We start from the raw sequence: 14,935 nt of genomic DNA, 5'->3' as shown, positions 1-14,935 counted from the left end.
TCGGCGATGCGGATGAGCACCTTGCCGGTCGTTCCCTACTCGGCCGCTGACTGCAACGCTTCCTCGCCCACCGTGTAGAGCAGGAGCCCCTGCCAGCGCGCGTTCTTCGCGAAGCTGGCGACGATCGGGACGGTGAACTCGTCACCGTTGTTGTTCGCGTAGTAAGCGATGCTGCCGTGGTTGGCGAGCACCTCCACGTCGAGCGCGGCGTTCTGGGCGGGGGCCACCTCGATCACCTGCTCGACGCCGTCCGGTGCGAGTTCGAGGATCCGGTCGGCGAGCGCGTCGTCGGGGTACTGGAGCACATGCCGCGCGCCGGCCGCCCGAGCGAGGCGCTCCTTGGAGTCGCTGCTCACTGTGGCGATCACGGCCGCTCCGGCCCAGACCGCGAGCTGGATAGCGGCGTGGCTTACGGCGCCCTGGACCAGGACGGTGCGGCCGGCAAGCGCTCCGGGCGTGAGACGGGAGGGGCCGTGCTCGTGCACGGTGAGGGCGCGGTGGGCAGTCATCGCGGGGACGCCGAGGCTCGCGGCGATGTCGGTTCCGATGCCGTCGGGCAGGCGCACGACGTGCTCGGCCGCGAGCACTGTCGACTCCTGCGCGGTGCCGGTCGGGCGGCGGTGCGCGGAGAGGTACATCCAGACGCGATCGCCGACCGCCAGGTGCTCGACGTCCTCGCCGACCGCATCGACGACGCCGGCGCCGTCCTGGTTCGGTACCACCTCGTCGAAGGCGAGATCGCCATCAGCGCGCGCCTTCCAGTCGGTCGGATTCACGCCAGACGCGAGGACGCGGACGCGGACCTCGTCGGGGCCGGGCGCCCGCTCCTCCCGGTCGACGAGGGAGAGGACGGAGGAGTCACCGGTGCGGGAGTAGACGATCGACCGCATACGGAGGGCAAGGAACCCGGCGGGCCCGGTATTCCCGGCCGGGCTATTTCGCGGAGGCGGTGTTCCGCGCCAGCGGCAGCAGAACGTCCGCGCCCCGCCATAAGGTGACGCTCACTCACAACGCCTCGGGTGGGAGGCAGGAAGGAGGAGCCGTGCAGGTGCGGTTCCACGCGGAGACGGCGGCAGTGCTCTCCTCTCGTCTCCGCTGCGCAGCGGAGGACCTCGGGCGCCAGGGCGTCGAACGGCAGGCTTCGGTGGTCGATGTCGAGACCGACTTCGCGGGGATCGCGCAGCAGCTCTTCGCTCGGGCCTGCCAGACCTCTGTCGATGATCGGAGGGAGCTCATCGCCTCCCTGCGGACGCTCGCCGATCAGGTCGATCGAATGGCGGAGCAGGCGGCGCAGGAGCAGCGGCGCCGCGACGATCTCGACGGCTGGTACGAGCGGGAGACGGCCCGACTCCGCGCCCGGGTGCCCGGGGACCCGACCCAGGCGATGCAGGACGAATGGGCGAGGATCACGGATCCGCGTCCCTCCTCCGAGCCGCTTCGACCGCGCCCGATCCGCGTGTCGTTCCGCGCGCAGGGACGCTCGCACTCGGCCGAGGGCGCGCCTGCCTCGGGTCGGAGTTCGGCCGATCCGGTGCGCTTGAGGAGTTTCGTCGGAGTCGCGCGGGCGCTCGACCGTGAGGCACACGATCTCTGGAGTCGGCTCAGCGGCGTCTGGACCGACTTCACCGCCTCCTGCTCCTGGGCGCCCATCGAGCAGATGGATGTGCTCGACAGCTTCGTCTCGTTCCTCAGCGAGAACGCCTGGGACGCCGATTGGGTCGAGCGCGTCGCGGAGGCGTTCGAGCGCGCGGGCGGCGGCCTGCTCTCGGATGTCACGATCGGCACCTGCGCGCTCGGGCGGCTGCCGAGTCCGCTACGGAAGCTCCTCGATCCCGCGCTCGCCTCGCCGGACGTGCTCGCGGCGTGGACGGCGTCCGGCCTCACCCCGGCGGACGTCGCCGGTCTTCCGCTCTCGACGCAGATCGCGTTCGCCGACCTCGATGGGCTGCCGGCCGCCGCTCGCGACGCCGCGTCGCGCGCTGTGCTCGCCGCGGCGGAGCGCGACCCGCAATGGGTGTACCTGGCCCTGGGGCTGGGAGGCGGGCAAGGCATCGGGCTGACCGAGTTCACGGCGCAGATGAGTGCGCTGCGGGAGGCGGTGAGGGACGCGGACGACAAGGCGAAGCGCCTGCCGACCGGGCCCGAGGGAAAAGTGGCACAACTGGTCGGGCTCAGCGTGGATGACGGGGCGCTCGTCGCGGCTATCTCGCTGGGCGACCTCGATACGGCGGACCGCGTCACCGTGAACGTGCCGGGAGCGCTCACGACGGTCGGCGATATGAAGCAGAACGTCCGGGTGGCGAACGATCTATTCGCAGGCGCGACCTTCCTCGATCCTGGCCACTCTTTCGCTGTCGTCTCCTGGATCGGCTACCACGCTCCGGTCGGACCGGAGGTCTGGAGCGACGCGAAAGCCGGCTCCGGGACCCCGCGCCTGAGCGGCTTCATCGACGGTGCCCTCGACGCGCGTCGAGACCTTCCTCCTGCGACCACCACCGTTCTCGCTCACTCCTACGGGTCCCCGCTGGCGATTGACGCCTCGCGGGACTGCCGTCACCGCGTCGATGCGCTCTTCTCCTACGGCTCCGCGGGTGTCGACCGGGGCCTGGAGGTAAACGGGCTGAATGTCGACGAGATCTACGCCACCGAGGCCGACGACGACAAGTGGGCAGGCGTGGGACGTTTCTGGGGCCTCGGTCAGCGGATCGATCTCCGCACGATCGACGGCGTCCGCACTCTCTCGGCCCAACAGGGTGACGGGACGAGGGCGGTGACGGGGCACGACATGTCTCCCGACGAATCGACCGGGGCCGTCGGCTACCTCTCGCCGGATTCGACCCCGTTCGCGTCCGTGGTGCGGGTCATGGCGGGGGAGGTGGTTCCGTGAAACGGGAATCGAGCTCCGGGCGTCCGGTTCGCACGACGCTGGCGCTGACACTGATGGTGATTCTGCTCTGTGGATGCGGAGCGGGTAAAGAGGAGGACGCGATGGTGGAGCGGCGGGATGCGGCGGGGATGACGCGGGCGGAGGTAGCGGGCTTGACGTTGGAGCAGGAGTTCGAGCTGAACGCGCAGCATTACGTGCACATGAATGAGGTGTTGCGGGATGCGCAGTTGCGGATCAGTGATGGTGTGTGGAGGTGGAACGGCGGGGAGACGTTGCCCGAGGAGGGATTCAATGGTGGTGTCGGGGGTGGTCTTCCGGGTGGCACCGGCGAGAACACCTACTACGTGCGAGGCGGCCGGATCATCACCCCGGAGGGTGCGAACGGTTCTCTTGCGGATCTGGATCCGATGCGGGAGTACTTCGAGGATCAGGGGTGGCGGTACTTTGTGCGCGAGAGTTCGGCTTATGCCGAATTGTGGGGCATCACCGGTGACGGCTATCGGGTGAAGTACTACATACAGGAGAGCGGGGTCTATTCCATTCAGGTGTACAGCGAACTGTTCTGGACCAATGATGCTCACGCCCTGTTCGACGCGGTCGCATCGCGAGACATTCCGGAGTTCCCGGACGAGTCCCTGCCCGGTCTTTACGCCCCGTTCCCGCGTTGGGATGCTCCGATCCATCCGCGTGGGCGGCAGTGATCCGCAGCAGCATGCGTCGACTTGCGGCGGTCGGCCTCGGGTTTCTCCTCGTCCTGTCGGGGTGTTGGTCTGACGCGTCGGTGCAGTGGCGGGATGCTGCGGGGATGACACGAGCCGGGATCTCGGGCTTGACGTTGGAGGAGGAGTTCGAGCTGAATGCGCAGCATTACGTGCATGCGCAGGAGTTGTTGCGGGATGCGCAGTTGCGGATCAGTGATGGTGTGTGGCTGTGGAATGGTGGGGAGACGTTGCCTGAGGAGGGGTTCAATGGTGGTGTCGGGGGTGGTCTGCCGGGTGGTACGGGCGAGAACAGCTACTACGTTACGTGCACTCGGATCATCAAGCCGCCAGGTGCTCAGGGGGAGAAGTCGGATTTAGATCCGATGGTGGCGTACTTCGAGGAACAGGGGTGGAAGTACTTTGTTCGTGAGACGTTGGAGAGTGCTGATTTGTGGGGGATCACGGGTGACGGTTATCGGATCAACTACTACATCCAGGCGAGCGGCCGATATTCAATCCAGGTGTACAGCGAACTGTTTTGGACGAATGATGCTCACGCGTTGTTTGATGCGGTTGCGTCGCGGGATACTGCCGAGTTCCCGGAAGAGTCTTTGCCTGGTTTTTATGCGCCGTTCCCGAGGTGGGATGCGCCTATCCATCCGCGTGGCCGGCAGTGACGGGTTGGGGTTCGGCGGCGCGGATCGCTGGGGTTCTTGTGGCTCTCGTCGTTGTGTCGGCGTGTTCGTCGAACGTGATGGCGGAGCGGCGGGATGCTGCGGGGATGACGCGGGCGGAGGTGGCGGCGTTGTCTTTGGAGGAGGAGTTTGAGCTGAATGCGCAGCATTATGTGCATGCGCAGGAGTTGTTGCGTGATGCGCAGTTGCGGATCAGTGATGGCGTGTGGAGGTGGAACGGTGGGGAGACGCTACCCGAGGAAGGGTACAACGGTGGTGTCGGGGGTGGTCTTCCGGGTGGTAACGGTGAGAACAGCTACTACGTCACCTGCACTCGGATCATCAAGCCGCCAGGTGCTCAGGGGGAGAAGTCGGATTTAGATCCGATGGTGGCGTACTTCGAGGAACAGGGGTGGAAGTACTTTGTTCGGGAGACGTTGGAGAGTGCTGATCTGTGGGGGATCACGGGTGACGGTTATCGGATCAACTACTACATCCAGGCGAGCGGCCAATATTCAATTCAGGTGTACAGCGAACTGTTTTGGACCAATGATGCCCACGCCCTGTTCGAGGCTGTTGCGTCTCGGGATTACGATCCGTTCCCCGAGGAGTCGCTTCCGGGCGTGTATGTCCCGTTTCCGCGCTGGGATAACCCGATCCGTCCGCTGGGTCGCCAATGACGTTCCGGAAAGTGCTCGCGAGGATCGCTGGCGTTCTCGTGGCCGTTGTCGTTGTGTCGGCGTGTTCGTCGAACGTGATGACGCAGCGGCGGGATGCTGCGGGGATGACGCGGGCGGAGGTGGCGGGTCTGACGTTGGAGGAGGAGTTTGAGCTGAATGCGCAGCATTATGTGCATGCGCAGGAGTTGTTGCGGGATGCGCAGTTGCGGATCAGTGATGGTGTGTGGAGGTGGAATGGTGGGGAGACGTTGCCTGAGGAGGGGTTCAATGGTGGTGTCGGGGGTGGTCTTCCGGGTGGGACGGGCGAGAACAGCTATTACGTAATGGGTACTCGGATTATCATGCCCCCTGGGGCTCGGGGGGAGAAGGTAGATCTGGATCCGATGCGGAAGTATTTCGAGGAGCGGGGGTGGCAGTACTACACGCGCGAGCGTACGACTAATGCCGAATTGTGGGGAATCACGGGCGACGGTTATCGGATTAAGTACTTTATCCAGGAAAGCGGAGTGTATTCGGTCAGGGTGTACAGCGAACTGTTCTGGACGAACGATGCCCACGCCCTGTTCGAGGCTGTCGCATCTCGAGATTACGATCCGTTTCTTGAGGAGTCGCTTCCCGGCGTGTACGTGCCTTTCCCGCGCTGGGATAATCCGGTCCGACCGCTCGGCCGTCAGTGACGCGGGTCCCGGATCGGTCGCCGCGGCCCGGAAACGTCGAAGGGCGGCGGGCCCGGAGGCCCACCGCCCTGTCAGCGCCGACGGATCAGCTCTGCACGTCCTCCTGGACGGCGTGCTTGGCCTCGCGGGCCGAGTCCTGCACATCGCCGGCGGCCGAGGAGCCTGCCTCCTTAACGTTCTGCGCGGCGTCGGTCGCAGTGTCCTTGACCGCGGCGAACGCCTGCTGCGCCGGCTCGCGCAGCTCACCGGCCGCCTCCTTCGCTGCATCGGTCACCGTGTCGACGATCGGCTGGGCCTGCTCCTTGACGCGGCTCGCCGCCTCTTTCTCCTTGCTGGACGCGGGGATCAGTGAGGCCACGAGCAGCCCGGCGCCGAAAGCGATCAAGCCCACGGCGAACGGGTTGCCCTCGGCCTTGGCCTTCGCCGAGCCGGCTCCGCTCGAGAGCGAGTCGGAGGCATCGTGCGCTGAGCCCATCACGCGGTCGCGGACCGACCCCACGGCCGAGCGGACCTTGTCGGTCTGCCGCTGCGCGATGGCGCTCGGGCTGACCTTTCCGGCCAGTGCGTCGACGTCACCGCCGAGTTCCAGCCGGGTGAGCTCAATATCCGCGCGAAGCTGCTCCGGCGTCTTTCCCTGCTCCGGCCTCATTCCCTGCTCCGGCGTCTTGTCCAGTCCTGCGTCGTACGTCATCGTCCTGCCCCGTTCGGCTTGAGGGTGTCGGGAATCTTCTTGAGGGAGTCGACCGTTTCGGGAGCACCGTCGACTTGCTTCAGGCTCTTACGGCCCGCGGCATAGAGGATCGCGGCGACGATCGCCCAGATCACGGCGACGACCACTCCGGACCAGCCGTTGCCGATCAGAGTGCCCAGGCCCCACCAGAGGGCGATCGAGAGGAACAGCACGGCCATCAGTGCGGCGTATCCTGCCCCACCGAGCAGGCCCGCGCCCTTGCCCGCCTTGCTTGCCGACTCCTTAAGCTCCGCCTTCGCGAGCGCCATTTCCTGGCGAATCAGCGTGGAGAGATCGCGCGAAACCTCACTGAGCAGGTCGCCCAGCGACGTCGAGCCCGCCCGCTCATCGGGCGTCTGGGCCGAGCGGTGGACGCCCGTCGGATCGGTCACCGCCGTCCGCCGTTCGGGAAGCCGCCGTCGAGCGGATCGGCAAGGGGCTCGGTCGGGGCGTAGTCGCGCTCGAGCGAGCTTGAGCCGACCGTGCCGTAGGCCGAGGCGGCGGGAGCGTCGTACGCGAGGGAGTCGGCCGCGGGAGCGTCGTACGCGAGCGAGTCGGCGGCGGGAGCGTCGTACTCGGGGCCGTCGGTGCGTGCCGTCGACGCCTCCTTGTCATCCTTCGCCTCGGCGGTCAGTGCCCGGATGAGGCGCCCGCCGACGAGGCCGGTCGCGGCGGCGATCAGGATGAAGGCGCCCGGCCGGTGGCGTGCGAACGAACGCACGTCGTCGAGCAGCTGCGACGGGTCCCGGTTCTCGAGCCACTGGGCGATGCCCTGGGCGCGGGAGGCGGCCTGCGAGACGAGGTTCGCGGCCATGTTGTCCTGACCGCCCTCGCCGTTCGCCAGAGCAGTGAGGTCATCGCTGAAGGCGCGCGCGCCCTTGGCGGCGTTCTCCTTCTGCGAGTGCGCCTGCTCCGTGAGCTGGCTGCGGCTCTGGTCGAGGAGATCCTTGACCTGAACCTTGGCCTCCTGGACCACGTTGCCTGCCTCGTCCTTGCCTGTCGAAAGCACGTCGCTCGCGGCCTGCTTGGCATCGCCGGCGACAGCGCCGGCCTGCTCCTTCGCGGTGCCGGCCGCCTCCTTCGCGGCGCCGGTGGCACTGCTCGAGGAGGAGGAATCGGAGGAGGAGTACGCGCCGACGGAGGCGGTGTGCGCCCCGCTCTCGGCGGGGGTCTCGGTCGCGCCGAAGTTCGCGGCGCCGTCTGCGAACGGAGGTGAATCGGGATCGATGTTCGACATCGTCTGTCCCTTCCAGGATCGAGTGGGGATGAGTGCGTGCCGGCGTCGCCAGTTTGGGCGGGCGCCCGAACAGCGGAAAGGGCATAGCGAACGACCCTCGAAGCGGCTACCATCCCGCGCCCACGCGGCCGGGTTCCGGCGATCGCGTCGCGAGTGCTCTCGGCCCACGTCAAGCCCCTTCTAGCCCTCCAACCGGGCTGCCTAGCGTCGAAGAAACCCACCCCGGACGTCCGCGCTCGGCTCCGCCCGGCCACACCGGAAAGGCAAGCAGTCATGTTCTTCCACCGTCAGGAACTCCAGTTCACGGCCTCCCCCTCCAAGCCCGACGCCGTCTTCGCCCGACGCTTTCAGGAGGTGCTCGGCGGCCAGTACGGCGAGATCACCGTGGCGATGCAGTACGGCTTCCAGGCCTGGAACGCCCACGACCCGGGCAAGTACCGGGATCTCTTATTCGGCATCGGCGCCGAGGAGTTCGGCCACGTCGAGATGATCGCCGTGATGATTGCGCAGCTGCTCGAGAAGGCGCCGATCGAGCAGTCCGAGGACGCGATGAAGAAGGACCCGGTGCTCGCGGCGGTCATCGGTGGCTCCGATGTGCAGCACGCGATCGTGGCCGGTGCGGGCGTTCGCCCCGTCGACAGCATGGGGAACCCGTGGCAAGGCTCCTACATCACAGCGAGCGGCAACCTGCTCGCCGACTTCACGGCGAACGCCAACGCCGAGATGCAGGGCCGCCTCCAGGTCCCTCGGCTCTACCACATGACCGACGATCACGGCGTGCGCGACCTGCTGTCGTTCCTCCTGGCCCGCGACACGATGCACCAGAACCAGTGGATCGCGGCGGCCGCCGAGCTGCGGGCGGAGGGCAAGGAGGATCTGCCGGTGCCCTCGAACTTCCCGATCTCGAAGGAGGAGCGCTCGGTGTCGTACGAGTACATCAACTTCTCGGACGGAGCGACGGCCGCCGACGGCACCTGGGCCTCGGGTCCGACCCCCGACGGCAAGGGCGAGTTCAGCTATCGCGTCGCCGAGCCCGGCGGCGGAGTGCCGATGCCGCCGCCCACCCAGCCGGACGAGCGCTTCTACGGCACCGACCCAAAGCCCAACGTGATCGAGAAAGCGGTCGGGGCTGTGAAGGATGCGGTGACGGGCAAGTGAGGGCCTCACGGGTCCTCGGGGCGCTCGGCGCCGCCGCTCTCACCATCGGACTCGTAGCAGGCTGCACCGGCGACGCCCAGACTCCGATTCAGTCCGGGACTGCGGTGCCGACCAGTGCGGACGACGGATCGACGCAGACTCCCACGAACGTGCCCTCACAGATGGCCCCGTCGGAGTCCGCCGCCCCGGCGACCTGATTCCGCGCCCTCAGCCGCCCTCCGCTGGTCGAGGGCGCGAAGCATGGCAGCCGAGCGGCCTCCTGGGCAAGCCCCTCTTCGTTCTCAGGAAGCGGGCAGTTCCCAGTCCTACGGTCGAGCCAACGATCAGCGAAGGAGGCACCACAATGGGGCTCGATGACAAGATCAAGAACGCCGCTCAGGACATCGCCGGCAAGGCGAAGGAAGCTCTCGGCGACCACAAGAACGACGACAGCCTGAAGGCCGAAGGTCAGAAGGACCAGGCTGCGGCCTCGGCCAAGAAGACCGGCGAGGACGTCAAGGACGTCTTCAAGTAGGTCTCGGCGTACAGCGAAGGCGGCGCTCCCTCGACGGGGCGCCGCCTTCGTCGTTTCTGCTACGGCTGCAGGACGACTTTGATGCAGCCGTCCTCCTTCTTCTGGAAGGTCTCGTACAGGGCCGGAGCGTCCTCGAGGGGTGCCCGGTGAGTCACCAGGTCCAGCACGCCGAGCGGATCGGACGAGTCCTCGACCAGTGGCAGCAGGTCGTCGATCCAGCGCTTCACGTTGCACTGGCCCATCCGCATCGTCACCTGCTTGTCGAACATCGACTTGAGCGGCATCGGGTCGGCCTCACCGCCGTAGACCCCGCTCAGCGAGACGGTCCCGCCGCGGCGCACCAGGTCGAGCGAAGCGTGCACCGCGGCGAGCCGGTCGACGCCGACGGTGTCCATCGCCTTGCGGGCGATCGGATCGGGGAGCAGCCCGGCCATCGTCTGCGCGAAGGAGCCGACCGGCGAGCCGTGCGCCTCCATGCCGACCGCATCCAGGACGGAGTCGGGACCCCGCCCGTCGGTCAGGTCGCGCAGCTGGGCGGTGATGTCGTCGGACAGATCGAACGTCTCCACTCCGTACCGGTCCGCCATTGCGCGCCGCTCGGCAACCGGCTCCACAGCGAGCACGCGATAGCCGCGGTACACACCGATCCGCGCGGCGAACTGGCCGACCGGCCCGAGCCCGAAGACGACGAGGGTCCCGCCGTCAGGGACCTGCGCGTATTCCACGCCCTGCCAGGCAGTGGGCACGATGTCACTGAGGAACAGGTAGCGCTCGTCCGGTAGGTCGGTTCCGACGACGATCGTGTTGTAGTCGGCGAGCGGCACGCGCAGCAGCTCGGCCTGACCACCGGGGACCTGGCCGTACATCTTCGTGTAGCCGAAGAGCGCCGCTCCGGAGCCGTACTCGGTGACCTGCGTCGTCTCGCACTGCGACTGCAATCCGCGGCGGCACAGGAAGCACTCGCCGCAGGCGATGTTAAAGGGGACGACGACCCGGTCTCCCACTCGCAGCGAGGTGACCGCGGAGCCCACCTCCTCCACAACGCCCATCGGCTCGTGCCCCAGCACGTCGCCCTTGTCGAGGTAGGGCCCGAGGAGTCGGTACAGGTGCAGGTCGGAGCCGCAGATCGCGGTCGAGGTGATCCGGATGATCGCGTCGGTCGGTTGCTGAATGCGGGGGTCGGGGACGGTCTCGACCGAGACCTTCTCGATGCCCTGCCAAGTGAGCGCTCGCATGTTCGTCTCCGTTCTCCGGCTCGCGCCGGTGGGGTCGGTGGGGGTCGGTGGGGGTCGGTGCCCCTCCACCGCACACCCGGAGGGCGCGGCGCGGGAGGGGCTTGACGGCTCTCGCGGAGTTCCCGGGCCGGATCCCCGGGAGAACGCAGGACGTGCCTCCCGCGTTCACTTGACTCACGGCGGCCGGGTGATGGGATGGGGGGATGGATGCTCTTTACACCGCCATCGCCCACGCCTCCGGTGGAGGACGCGACGGCCACGTCCGCACCGAAGACGACCGGCTCGACCTCGACACCCGCGCCCCGCAGGAGCTCGGCGGCTCCGGCGAGGGGACCAACCCCGAGCAGCTGTTCGCGGCCGGCTACTCCGCCTGCTTCCTCAGCGCCCTGCACGGAGCCGGCCGCCAGCTCACGATCGACACGACCGACGCCGCCGTCTCGGCCAGCGTCTCGATCGGCAAGAACGACTCCGACGGCTTCGGCCTCGCGGTCGAGCTCGACGTCTACGTCCCGAAGGCGAGCGCCGAGGACGCGCAGAAGGTCGCCGACGCGGCGCACCTGCTCTGCCCGTACTCCAACGCGACCCGCGGGAACATTCCGGTGCAGATCAACCGGGTCGACTGACCCTCCCCTCGTGACGGCCCCTCCCGGACCCCGGGCAGGGGCCGTCGTCATGCGCCGGTTGCAGCTCGAAGCCCCACCGGTCGGTTAGGGTCCCGCCATGACCGTTGACATCACTCCTGAGGAGTCCCAGGCGCGAGCCGAACTCGTGCAGATCCGTCAGAGCATCGACAACATCGACGCGGCGGTGATCCACCTGCTCGCCGAGCGGTTCAAGTTCACCCAGAAGGTCGGCAGGCTCAAGGCCGTGCATGGTCTGCCTCCCGCCGATCTCGAGCGTGAAGCCCGTCAGATCGCGCGACTGCGGGCGCTCGCCGAGGAGTCGCATCTCGATCCGGCGTTCGCCGAAAAGTTCCTCGGCTTCATCGTCGCCGAGGTCATCCACCACCACCAGCGCATCGCCGACGGCGCCGAGGACTGACCCGCCGCCCGAGGCGGTTTCGTAGCGGAGGCGTCAGCCCTCGATCCGCAGCAGTCCCGGCAGCGGGGCCGTGTGCTCGCGCAGGACGCCGAGCAGCAGCGGGTAGTCGGGGAAGAGCTGGTCGCGCCGCAACGTCGGCAGTCGCAGGCCGAGGGGCACCTCGGTAATGCGGCCGTTCGTCTCGGTGAGGACGAGGCGGAGGCTGCGGCTCCCCGTGGGACTCGAGGCGACCACGGAGCGCAACGCCTCGAGGGGGAAGACCAGCGCGTCGATCTGGATCGCCGACGCCGACACCACGATCGAGCCGGGTAAGCCGGGCCGCAGCGCCAACCGGGCGGCGATCAGGCCGAGCGGGAGCGAGAGCGCCACGACGACCGCGCCCACAGTGATCTGCGTGCGGTCGCCCGACGGGGCACCGGCGAGAGCGACGGCCAGGACACCGGCGGCGAACGCCTCCGTGGCGACGACGACCAGGGCGAGCACACGTCGGCGCAACGGCGCCCGGTGCGGACGGAAGAGCACAGCGGAGGCGGGACCCGCCAGCGCGGGCGGCAGGGCGTCGCGGATGCGTGCGACGGCGCCGAGGTCGGCGAGCAGGGTGGCGAAGTCCTCGGGTCGAAAGTGCGCGCAGCGGACCTCGACGCCGTCGCCGCGGCACCAGGCAACGAAGCCGTCGCCGTCGCTCGACTCGACGAAGCGCACCGAGCGGCGAGGCCACTGCTCGCGGCGGCGGTGGCCGCGCATCAGCACGACCTGCGTCTCGGTCGTCATCACGCGGGTGGGAGTGACGACGAAGAGGGACACTGCCGAGACCAGCCCGATCAGGACGGTGAGGGCGAGGAGGCTGAGCGAGAGCGCCGACTCGTCGAGGACGCCGCGACGGTCGGCCAGAATCGCGAACGGGATGATCACCGCGGCGAGCAGCGCGCCGACCAGCCGCCGCAGGAGCGCACGCAGGCGCAGGACGACGGACGGGCTGTAGACCCGCCGTGTCCGGCTCTGCGTTGGTACCGATTCCACCGCGTCAGGGTAACCCCGAGGATGCGGCGGACATCCCTGAGGCGCGGACACGGCGCGATCCTCGTGCCATCCGTCCCAGCTCCGGGGGGAGACGGCACGAGATGCCCGACAGGCGTCGGCCGTGTAGGCGTGGTGAGCGGCCTACGCCTCCGCAGCGCGATGCAGGGCGCGGACCGAGACGACCCGATGTCGGGCGATTGCGGTGACGGTCAGCAGCAGCCCGAACAGCAGCCAGATCACCAGGCCGACGACCGCGCCGGCCGTTCCCTCCGTGCCCCCGACCACTCCGGAGAGCGCGTTCTGCGCGGCCGACAGCGGCAGGAACCCGAGCACGTCGTCGAACAGGCCGGGGACCGTCGAGATGATGCCCGCGCCGAGTCCGATCACCGCCGCGACCATCGAGAGGAACCGGCCGATCCCTCCGAGCAGCGCGACCAGCCCCTGGTTGACCGCGGCGAACGACGCGCCGGCGAGCATCGAGAGCAGGGCGAAGCCGACCCAGCGTCCCGGCTCCAGACCGGCGACGTTACTCATCACGATCGCGACCGCGAGACCCTGCACGACGCCGATCACCAGCGCGGGCAGGGAGGAGGACAGGGCGAGAGCTGCGGAGGAGCGGGTGGAGGAGAGCGCCCGGTGCGAGAAAGCGGCGAGCACCAGGAAGGTCGCGAGGGCGCCGAGCCAGAGGGCGATCGTGGCGAAGAACGGGACGCTGGAGGCTCCGAACAGGTCGTTCGTGCTGCTCGCGTTCTCGACCGGATCGGAGACGACGTCGGCGAGGTTCGTCGACTCCGACTCGGTGTAGCTGGGCAGCTGCGCGACGGCGGCGTCGAGTCCGGTGGCGAGCGTACGGCTGCCGTCGGCGAGCTGCACCGCCCCGTCCGAGAGGCCGCTCGCGCCGTCGGCGAGCTGGTCGGCTCCCTCGGCGGCGGAGGACGCTCCCGCGGCGAGGTCGGCGGCGCCGCCCGCGGCGGTGGTCGCGCCGGTGGCGAGGTCGCGGGCGCCGGCCGCTGCGGTGGTGGCTCCGGACGAGAGCTGCGCGGCGCCGCCGGCTGCGGCGTCGGCACCGTCGGCGAGCTGAGTGAGTCCACCGGTGAGCTGGCCGATTCCGCCCGCGAGGGTGCGGGCGCCGGTGGCGGACTGGCCGACTGCGTCAATCAGGGAGGGCTGGCCATCGCCGCCGGTGCGGATCCCGGCGTCGATCCCGGCGATCGCTCCGGCGGTCTGCCCGGTCAGGGTGACCGCTCCCGTCGGCCCGCTCGCCGAGGCGATGACGGCTTTCGCGGCGCTGCACTGCGCCGTCTCGCAGCTCGCGAGCACACCGGTGAGGGCCTTCAGGGTTTCCGCGGTGGCCGTCGCCGCTCCCGCGCTGAGGGTCGCTACCTGCTGCGTCCCCTCACCCGTCTTCTGCACGCCCGCCGTCACCTGGTCGAGGCCGTCGGCCAGGCCGGTGGCGCCGCTCTGCAGCTGCGTCGCCCCGCCGACGGAGCCCCGTGCGCCCGTGGCGAGTTGCGCGACTCCGCCGGAGAGGTCGGAGGCACCGGTACCCAGCTGGCCCACCCCGTCAGCGAGGGAGGAGGCGCCGGTGCCGAGCTGCGCGACTCCGCCCGAAAGAGAGGACGCGCCGGACGCGAGCTCGTCGATGCCGTCGGCAAGGTCGCTGGTGCCGCCGGCGAGGGTGGCGGCGCCCGTGCCGAGCTGGTCGGCGCCGTCGGCCAGCGTGCCCGCGCCGCCGGCCGCCTGGCCGATCTGCTCGTGCAGGGTGTTGAAGCCGACGTAGACGTTCTCGAGGTAGGCCGTGGTGAGCTGCGTGTTCAGCAGCGAGGTGGCGGTGCTGGTCACCGTCGACGAGATGGCGTCGTCGACGAGCTTGGCCTTCTCGCTGGTGGCGATATCAATGGTGGCCTTCGTGGCTTTCGCGGCGTCACCCGAGTACGAGGTGGCGGCGGCCGAGAAGGAGGAGGGGATGGTCACGACGGTCGCGTAGCTGCCGTCGGCGAGTCCCTCCGCCGCGTCGTCCTTGTCGGTGAGTACCCAGGTGAAGTTGCCCGTCGAGTCCGAGCCGGAGACGTTCGGCGCCGGGGTCGGGGTTATCGAGGGGGTCGCCGTGGCAGGATCGGCCGGGCTCGCGGAGCCGGTGCCGCCCGTCACCAGGCCGGCCGCGAGCTGGCGCCCGAGCGGCACGGTCTGCCCATTGATCTCGACGGGCGTGTCCTCGTTGACCACGGCGGCCGTGATCGTGTCGAGGCGCTCGGTGGGGTTCCACAGCGCCCACACCAGGAGGCCGCCGATGACGAGGGGGACCAGGACGATCCCGAGAAGGGTCAGCCAAGACACCTTCTTGACGCCGCGGGGGCGTTCGAGGGAGAGGAGAGCCATCT

Annotated in this window: 16 protein-coding genes; 9 read left to right on the top strand and 7 right to left on the bottom strand. The window is 68.8% G+C overall.

The features are described from left to right. Positions 1 to 35: 35 nt before the first annotated feature. Complete coding sequence (locus C1O28_RS12760) at positions 36 to 890, bottom strand: NADPH:quinone reductase (RefSeq protein ID WP_097167123.1); 855 nt, start codon at positions 888 to 890, stop codon at positions 36 to 38. A gap of 152 nt (positions 891 to 1,042) precedes the next feature. On the opposite strand from C1O28_RS12760, the gene C1O28_RS12755 reads away from it, so the two are divergent. The 5 genes from C1O28_RS12755 (at position 1,043) to C1O28_RS12735 (ending at position 5,619) form a co-directional block, all read left to right on the top strand. Continuing rightward, entirely contained in the window at positions 1,043 to 2,887 is a 1,845-nt protein-coding gene (locus tag C1O28_RS12755) for an alpha/beta hydrolase (protein WP_097167122.1), read from the top strand. Beyond that, a complete protein-coding gene (locus tag C1O28_RS12750; protein ID WP_127821529.1) occupies positions 2,884 to 3,588 on the top strand; it encodes a hypothetical protein in 705 nt (234 codons plus the stop codon). The genes C1O28_RS12755 and C1O28_RS12750 overlap by 4 nt, the downstream gene beginning before the upstream one ends. After that, complete coding sequence (locus C1O28_RS12745; protein WP_097167120.1) at positions 3,585 to 4,265, top strand: hypothetical protein; 681 nt, start codon at positions 3,585 to 3,587, stop codon at positions 4,263 to 4,265. The genes C1O28_RS12750 and C1O28_RS12745 overlap by 4 nt, the downstream gene beginning before the upstream one ends. 104 nt (positions 4,266 to 4,369) lie before the next feature. Beyond that, positions 4,370 to 4,942: a hypothetical protein gene (locus C1O28_RS12740; RefSeq protein WP_127821528.1), complete on the top strand. Its 573-nt coding sequence runs from the start codon at positions 4,370 to 4,372 to the stop codon at positions 4,940 to 4,942. 38 nt (positions 4,943 to 4,980) lie between these two features. Beyond that, entirely contained in the window at positions 4,981 to 5,619 is a 639-nt protein-coding gene (locus tag C1O28_RS12735) for a hypothetical protein (protein WP_145260565.1), read from the top strand. Positions 5,620 to 5,704: 85 nt separating this feature from the next. Here C1O28_RS12735 and C1O28_RS12730 read toward each other — a convergent pair whose 3' ends face one another. The 3 genes from C1O28_RS12730 to C1O28_RS15240 are packed head-to-tail and all read right to left on the bottom strand — an operon-like array spanning position 5,705 to position 7,586. Further along, positions 5,705 to 6,310: a DUF3618 domain-containing protein gene (locus tag C1O28_RS12730; RefSeq protein WP_237398195.1), complete on the bottom strand. Its 606-nt coding sequence runs from the start codon at positions 6,308 to 6,310 to the stop codon at positions 5,705 to 5,707. Continuing rightward, positions 6,307 to 6,741, bottom strand: a complete 435-nt coding sequence (locus tag C1O28_RS12725) for a phage holin family protein (protein ID WP_097167117.1) — start codon at positions 6,739 to 6,741, stop codon at positions 6,307 to 6,309. The genes C1O28_RS12730 and C1O28_RS12725 overlap by 4 nt, the downstream gene beginning before the upstream one ends. After that, positions 6,738 to 7,586: a hypothetical protein gene (locus C1O28_RS15240; protein WP_160487562.1), complete on the bottom strand. Its 849-nt coding sequence runs from the start codon at positions 7,584 to 7,586 to the stop codon at positions 6,738 to 6,740. The genes C1O28_RS12725 and C1O28_RS15240 overlap by 4 nt, the downstream gene beginning before the upstream one ends. A 273-nt stretch (positions 7,587 to 7,859) precedes the next feature. Between C1O28_RS15240 and C1O28_RS12715 the strand changes: the two genes are divergently transcribed. Further along, complete coding sequence (locus tag C1O28_RS12715) at positions 7,860 to 8,744, top strand: manganese catalase (RefSeq protein ID WP_097167116.1); 885 nt, start codon at positions 7,860 to 7,862, stop codon at positions 8,742 to 8,744. A 343-nt stretch (positions 8,745 to 9,087) separates the two neighbouring features. Then, positions 9,088 to 9,258: a CsbD family protein gene (locus C1O28_RS12710; protein ID WP_097167114.1), complete on the top strand. Its 171-nt coding sequence runs from the start codon at positions 9,088 to 9,090 to the stop codon at positions 9,256 to 9,258. A 59-nt stretch (positions 9,259 to 9,317) separates the two neighbouring features. On the opposite strand, the gene C1O28_RS12705 is transcribed toward C1O28_RS12710, so the two are convergent. Continuing rightward, positions 9,318 to 10,493, bottom strand: coding sequence for a zinc-dependent alcohol dehydrogenase (locus C1O28_RS12705; protein WP_097167113.1), 1,176 nt, complete (start codon positions 10,491 to 10,493; stop codon positions 9,318 to 9,320). Positions 10,494 to 10,696: 203 nt separating this feature from the next. Between C1O28_RS12705 and C1O28_RS12700 the strand changes: the two genes are divergently transcribed. After that, positions 10,697 to 11,116 (top strand): organic hydroperoxide resistance protein, encoded by a 420-nt coding sequence (locus C1O28_RS12700; protein WP_097167112.1) that lies wholly within the window; start codon positions 10,697 to 10,699, stop codon positions 11,114 to 11,116. A 97-nt stretch (positions 11,117 to 11,213) separates the two neighbouring features. After that, on the top strand, positions 11,214 to 11,534 hold the full coding sequence (locus C1O28_RS12695; RefSeq protein WP_097167111.1) for a chorismate mutase: 321 nt from the start codon (positions 11,214 to 11,216) through the stop codon (positions 11,532 to 11,534). Positions 11,535 to 11,567: 33 nt separating this feature from the next. Here C1O28_RS12695 and C1O28_RS12690 read toward each other — a convergent pair whose 3' ends face one another. Both C1O28_RS12690 and C1O28_RS12685 read right to left on the bottom strand, forming a co-directional pair. Then, entirely contained in the window at positions 11,568 to 12,554 is a 987-nt protein-coding gene (locus C1O28_RS12690) for a hypothetical protein (RefSeq protein ID WP_097167110.1), read from the bottom strand. 141 nt (positions 12,555 to 12,695) lie between these two features. Beyond that, entirely contained in the window at positions 12,696 to 14,933 is a 2,238-nt protein-coding gene (locus C1O28_RS12685; RefSeq protein WP_097167109.1) for a YhgE/Pip domain-containing protein, read from the bottom strand. Positions 14,934 to 14,935: the final 2 nt, after the last annotated feature.

It is taken from the genome of Rathayibacter rathayi (assembly GCF_004011095.1).
Classification (GTDB): Bacteria; Actinomycetota; Actinomycetes; order Actinomycetales; family Microbacteriaceae; genus Rathayibacter; species Rathayibacter rathayi.
The sequence above is the reverse complement of the archived record's forward strand: the minus strand, read 5'-3'. Positions and strand labels throughout refer to the sequence as shown.

Bases quoted from the DNA above. Each gene is read 5' to 3' on its own strand.
- C1O28_RS15240 (WP_160487562.1), bottom strand. From the start codon at position 7,586: ATGTCGAACATCGATCCCGATTCACCTCCGTTCGCAGACGGCGCCGCG.
- C1O28_RS12700 (WP_097167112.1), top strand. From the start codon at position 10,697: ATGGATGCTCTTTACACCGCCATCGCCCACGCCTCCGGTGGAGGACGC.
- C1O28_RS12740 (WP_127821528.1), top strand. From the start codon at position 4,370: ATGACGCGGGCGGAGGTGGCGGCGTTGTCTTTGGAGGAGGAGTTTGAG.
- C1O28_RS12695 (WP_097167111.1), top strand. From the start codon at position 11,214: ATGACCGTTGACATCACTCCTGAGGAGTCCCAGGCGCGAGCCGAACTC.
- C1O28_RS12730 (WP_237398195.1), bottom strand. From the start codon at position 6,310: ATGACGTACGACGCAGGACTGGACAAGACGCCGGAGCAGGGAATGAGG.
- C1O28_RS12685 (WP_097167109.1), bottom strand. From the start codon at position 14,933: ATGGCTCTCCTCTCCCTCGAACGCCCCCGCGGCGTCAAGAAGGTGTCT.
- C1O28_RS12760 (WP_097167123.1), bottom strand. From the start codon at position 890: ATGCGGTCGATCGTCTACTCCCGCACCGGTGACTCCTCCGTCCTCTCC.
- C1O28_RS12715 (WP_097167116.1), top strand. From the start codon at position 7,860: ATGTTCTTCCACCGTCAGGAACTCCAGTTCACGGCCTCCCCCTCCAAG.
- C1O28_RS12705 (WP_097167113.1), bottom strand. From the start codon at position 10,493: ATGCGAGCGCTCACTTGGCAGGGCATCGAGAAGGTCTCGGTCGAGACC.
- C1O28_RS12710 (WP_097167114.1), top strand. From the start codon at position 9,088: ATGGGGCTCGATGACAAGATCAAGAACGCCGCTCAGGACATCGCCGGC.